This is a genomic window from Candidatus Ruminimicrobium bovinum, assembly GCF_902760015.1.
GTDB classification, from domain to species: Bacteria; Elusimicrobiota; Endomicrobiia; order Endomicrobiales; family Endomicrobiaceae; genus Ruminimicrobium; species Ruminimicrobium bovinum.
On sequence record NZ_CACWEU010000030.1, the window covers coordinates 1 to 4859 of the forward strand.

The 4859-nt window shown below is 30.7% G+C and carries 4 protein-coding genes; all 4 read left to right on the forward strand.

Annotated features, from left to right (window positions below; all coding sequences use genetic code 11):
• Positions 1-169: 169 nt before the first annotated feature.
• The gene (locus ACMUOV_RS00975) at positions 170-2833 is read left to right on the forward strand and encodes a GH36-type glycosyl hydrolase domain-containing protein (RefSeq protein ID WP_413852909.1); all 2664 of its coding nucleotides are present in this window, start codon (positions 170-172) and stop codon (positions 2831-2833) included.
• A gap of 5 nt (positions 2834-2838) precedes the next feature.
• Entirely contained in the window at positions 2839-3333 is a 495-nt protein-coding gene (locus ACMUOV_RS00980; protein WP_413852911.1) for a hypothetical protein, read from the forward strand.
• A 77-nt stretch (positions 3334-3410) separates the two neighbouring features.
• Positions 3411-3992 (forward strand): dTDP-4-dehydrorhamnose 3,5-epimerase, encoded by a 582-nt coding sequence (rfbC, locus tag ACMUOV_RS00985; RefSeq protein ID WP_413852913.1) that lies wholly within the window; start codon positions 3411-3413, stop codon positions 3990-3992.
• Positions 3989-4837 (forward strand): dTDP-4-dehydrorhamnose reductase, encoded by an 849-nt coding sequence (gene rfbD, locus ACMUOV_RS00990; RefSeq protein WP_413852915.1) that lies wholly within the window; start codon positions 3989-3991, stop codon positions 4835-4837. Before rfbC ends, rfbD begins: the two co-directional genes overlap by 4 nt.
• Positions 4838-4859 lie beyond the last annotated feature (22 nt).

The window sequence follows — 4859 nt, forward strand, 5'->3', positions numbered from 1 at the left end:
ACGGTTCAAAGAAACAGATAGCGGAAAATACAACCAAAGAAGGCAGAAATAAAAATAACAGAATAGAAATATTTATTAAAAGATAAAAGTTGGTTCCGTAAATTTTTGATAAACAAAAATATATTTGATAAAATATCCGAGTATCTATAATTTACTTTGGAGCAATAAAATGAAAAATTTATGGGCTTATGATAAACAGGGACAGTGTGTTGTCAGTGATGCAAGAAGTTTGAAACAACCTTTAATTCACATGATAGCAAACTGTCCTAAATATTTTTCAATATGTGATAATTTTTTAAGAGGTTTTTCCGGATTTGATTATACAAGAATGTTCGGGGAATTTGACGGTCCTAACTTTCCTAAAGGACAGGCAAGGTTTATTTGGATAAGGGAAGGAAATCAAACCTGGCTTGTTAATAATTATGATTTGACCGACAAGCAAACTTCTAACCCTAAATATGAAATGGGACTTGGATATGTTAATTTTTACGGCTCTTCAAAAAAATTAAATTTAGATGTAAAAACTACAATCTTTGTTCCTTTGGAAGAAATGGCGGAAATTTGGCTTGTTAATATAACAAACAATTCAAAAAAAGATAAAGTTATAGATTTTATTCCGACGGTTCCGATTTACGGAGGAAGCAGAGCTTATGTTGAATATCACAGAGATGTAGTAAGACTTTATAATAAAAGTGAAGTAAAAAACAGTATTAAAATTTTACCTGGTCTTGAATGGATAGAAGGTTCTACCGATTCAAGTAATATTTGTTATTTTATGAGTGCCGAAACTCAAAACGGTAAAAAAGGAAATCGTTTTTATTCCGACAGAGAAACTTTTTTAGGTCCTAACAATATGTGGTTAAAACCGGATTCAATATTAAATGATATTGCACCTCAAAAACAATGTTTCGGTAAAGAGGCGGTTGGTGCGATAGAATTTAAAAAAATAAAAATTCCTGCAGGAAAAACAGTCCGTTTTGTTGTAATAAACGGAATAGCTTTTAACGGAAGTAAAGAAGCGGATAAATTAATAAAAAAATATTCTTATAAAAATGCCGTTAAAGCATTTGAAGATTTAAATAAATATTGGCAGGAAAGAACTTCAAGAGTAAAAATAACAACTTCAAACAAAGAATTCGATAACTTATGGAATAATTGGTGGTGTTATCAACTGTCAATGAGATATTGGTTCGGTAATACCGCTCACCCACAAACCGATTACGGTTCGGATTTTGCCGGTTGGAGAGATTTTTGGCAGGATATGATGGCGGCAACCGTTATCGACCCGCAAGGGCTTGAAGAAAGGACAATGAAAACGCTTGAGGGCATAAGACTTGACGGAACAAATGCCACGAGATTTTTTGCAAGGACAAAAGAATTCGGCAGTGACGAAGTAAACGGTTTATGGTGTGACCATCCTTATTGGACGGCACAAACCGTTATGATACTTGCAAATTTTTTAGGTGACGAAAAATTTTTATTTAGAGACGGTATAGGTTATTTTAAGGATTGTTATCAAAACAGAGGGGAAACTAAAAACGATAAGTGGAAAAAAGGTTATATTGAAACACAAAAAACGGTAAACGGTAAAAAATATACGGGAACTGTTATTGAACATTTGCTTGTTCAGTTGGAAACTATGTTTTATGATGTAGGAAACAATAACCTTTTAAAACAGAAAAGAGCCGATTGGAACGATGCCGTTGACCAGGTAAAAGGTGAAAATGTAACTTTTTCTTTTGCATTGGCTCAAAATTGTAATGAAATTGCCGATTTGCTTGAAAAAAATGCAACCGTTTTAAATGTTAAAGAAATAGAAGTTTTTTCCGAATTGGCCGAACTTATAGAAACATTTGATAAACCTAAAGATATTCCTGCAAAAAAAAGACAGGAAATTTTGGCGAGATATTTAAATAAAGTAAACAATGCAATTTCCGGTAAAAAAGTTAAAGTAAAAATTTCAAAAATATTAAACGATTTAAGAACAAAAGCACAACTTGTTATAGACAATGCAAATAAAAAGGCATGGAACGGTCATTATTACAGCGGCTATATTTTTGCCGACGGTAAACCTGTTGATACAATTTGGAATAAGTCGGCATTAAATAAAAAAAATCCTACATCAAATGATTTTGAAATGATGTTAATGCCGCAAACTTGGAGCTTGGTTTCAGGCGGAGCTAAGAAAATAAATGCCGAACAAAAAGTAATAGATTCGGTGTTTAAATTTTTGTTTGATAAAAAAGTCGGTGCTTTGAAATTAAATTATCCCGCATATAATAAATTTAATAAAACAATAGGAAGAATAACCGGTTTTGCTGCCGGAACAAAAGAAAATAATGCCGTGTTTTCTCATGCAAATTTGTTTTTTGTTTGGGCTTTAATAAAACAAGGTATGCCTGATTTGGCATATAAAGTTTTTTCCGGTATCAATCCGTTAAATCATGAACATGAAATAATAAGAACAGGTCCCTGGATACCGGAATATTATGTATCCGATGATAATCCTAATATTGCCGGAAGAGGAGAATATCCTGTTTTAACCGGTTCTTGTGCATGGACAAGATATGCTTTTCAAAATTTCTTTTTTGGAGTAAAGGGCGTTTTTGAAGGCCTGTTGATAGACCCTCATTTACCTGCAACAAAAGAATTTAAAAAATGCGGTTTATTTATAAAATTCAGAAAAGCACAATATGATATTAATTTTGAAAATTCTCAGTTGAAGAAAAACAGTCATGTAAAAGAAATTTTTGTTGACGGTAAAAAAATAGAAGGCAATATAATAAAACCTTTTAACGGCGGTTTGCATAAAGTTAAAGTAATATTGGGGTAAATTTTATGATAAAGAAAATATTGATGGTATGTTCGATATTGTTTTTTGTGAATACGATATATGCACAAAATGACTTTTTCGTAAAATTTTTTACTCAAAGACTTGATATTTCCGTTCAGGAAGATGATGTTCAACGATATTATGACAGTGAAGATGTTCCGGAATTATTATACGGTTCAAAGATAATTTCTACCGGAATGGCTGTGATATCGATATTTAATTCCGATTTTATTTTAAAACAGGGACAAGGCCTTCTAATAGCCAAAGATCCTGTTACGGGAGAAATTTTAGTTTATAATTTGGATTCTTCCAAAGAAGGTAAAATTGGTGTAACGTTAAATAAGTATAGTGCTACGGAAATGTCACAAGGTAGTATTTTTGCTTTTTCAAGAATAGGTAATACGTTAAAATTAAAATTGGTTTGCGGAGATTTAACCGTAATTGAAAACGGAATTACTTCAACTTTGTATACCGGTGATTGTTATTATTATAAAAATTAAAAAATAGTTTTTGATAAACTTGAGAAGTATGGAAATATAGTATTAAAAATGACATGGAAATTTTACCGGAGAAAAAAATGCCTTTTAAATTTAATAAATTAGCAATAAAAGATGTTATTCAAATAGAGCCTGTTAAATTTAAAGATGACAGAGGTTTTTTTGAAGAAGTTTTTAAACTTACAGATTTTAAAAATTTCGGGATAAATATTAATATAAAACAGATAAATTTTTCTCATTCGACGAAAGGTGTTTTAAGAGGACTTCATTATCAATTAGCACCTTTTGCACAGGCAAAGTTAATAAGAGTTGTTTCCGGCGCTATTTTTGATGTTGCCGTTGACTTGAGAAAGGGGTCTCCTACATTTGCCAAATGGGTAGGTGTTATTTTAAATTCAAATAAAGAAAGTATGTTATATATTCCCGAAGGTTTTGCACATGGTTTTGAGGTTTTATCGGATACCGTTGATTTTGAATATTTTTGTTCAAATATATATTCCCCGGAAAACGAAAGAGGAATTATGTATAACGATAAAACTTTAAATATAACATGGTCATGTAAAAATCCTATAATATCTGCAAAAGATTTAAAACATTTGCCGTTTGCTGAAGCCGAATATAATTTTGAATATATACAAACAAACAAGGATATATTTAAATGAAAATTTTGATTGCCGGCGGTTCGGGACAATTGGCAAAGGAATTTATTTTGGAATTTGAAAAAAGAAATATAAATTTCTTAGCTCCGAACGAAAAAGAATTTGATGTTACAAATAAAAAAAATATAGAGACGGTTGTTTCTTCATATAAGCCGGATATTATTTTAAATTGTTCCGCATATACTGATGTTGAAAATTCGTCTTTAAATAAAAATTTATCATATCTTATAAACAGAGATGCCGTTGCTTATTTGGCAGAACAGGCAAAAATAACAAATGCAAAATTTATTCATTTCAGTACGGATTATGTTTTTGACGGTAAAAAACAATGCCCTTATATTGAGACCGATAAGACAAATCCTTTAAATGATTACGGACAAAGTAAATTGGAAGGTGAAACTGAAGCATTAAAATATAATAATTCCTTAATATTCAGATTAAGTTGGTTAATAGGAAACGGTAAGCAAAATTTTCTTTATAAATTATCCGGTTGGACAAAAAAATTCAAAACCATAAATGTTTCCTGTGATGAAATATCTGTTCCTACGTTTGCTTTTGATGTTGTAAAATATGTCCTTATGGCAACAGATAAAAACTTAACCGGTTTATATCATCTTCCTAATTCAGGAAGTGCTTCAAGATATGAATTAGCTTTGGAATTTATCAAAAATATGAAAATTCCGGTTGAAATAAAACCTGTTCCAATGTCAAGTTTTCCTACAAAAGCAGTTAGGCCTTTATATTCGGTAATGTCAAACAAAAAAATATCGGAACAATTAAATGTAAATATTCCGGATTGGAAAACCTCTTTAAAATATTTTGTATCAAATATGGCTCATTCTGTTTAAAATAATTATCTTTAATTGAAAA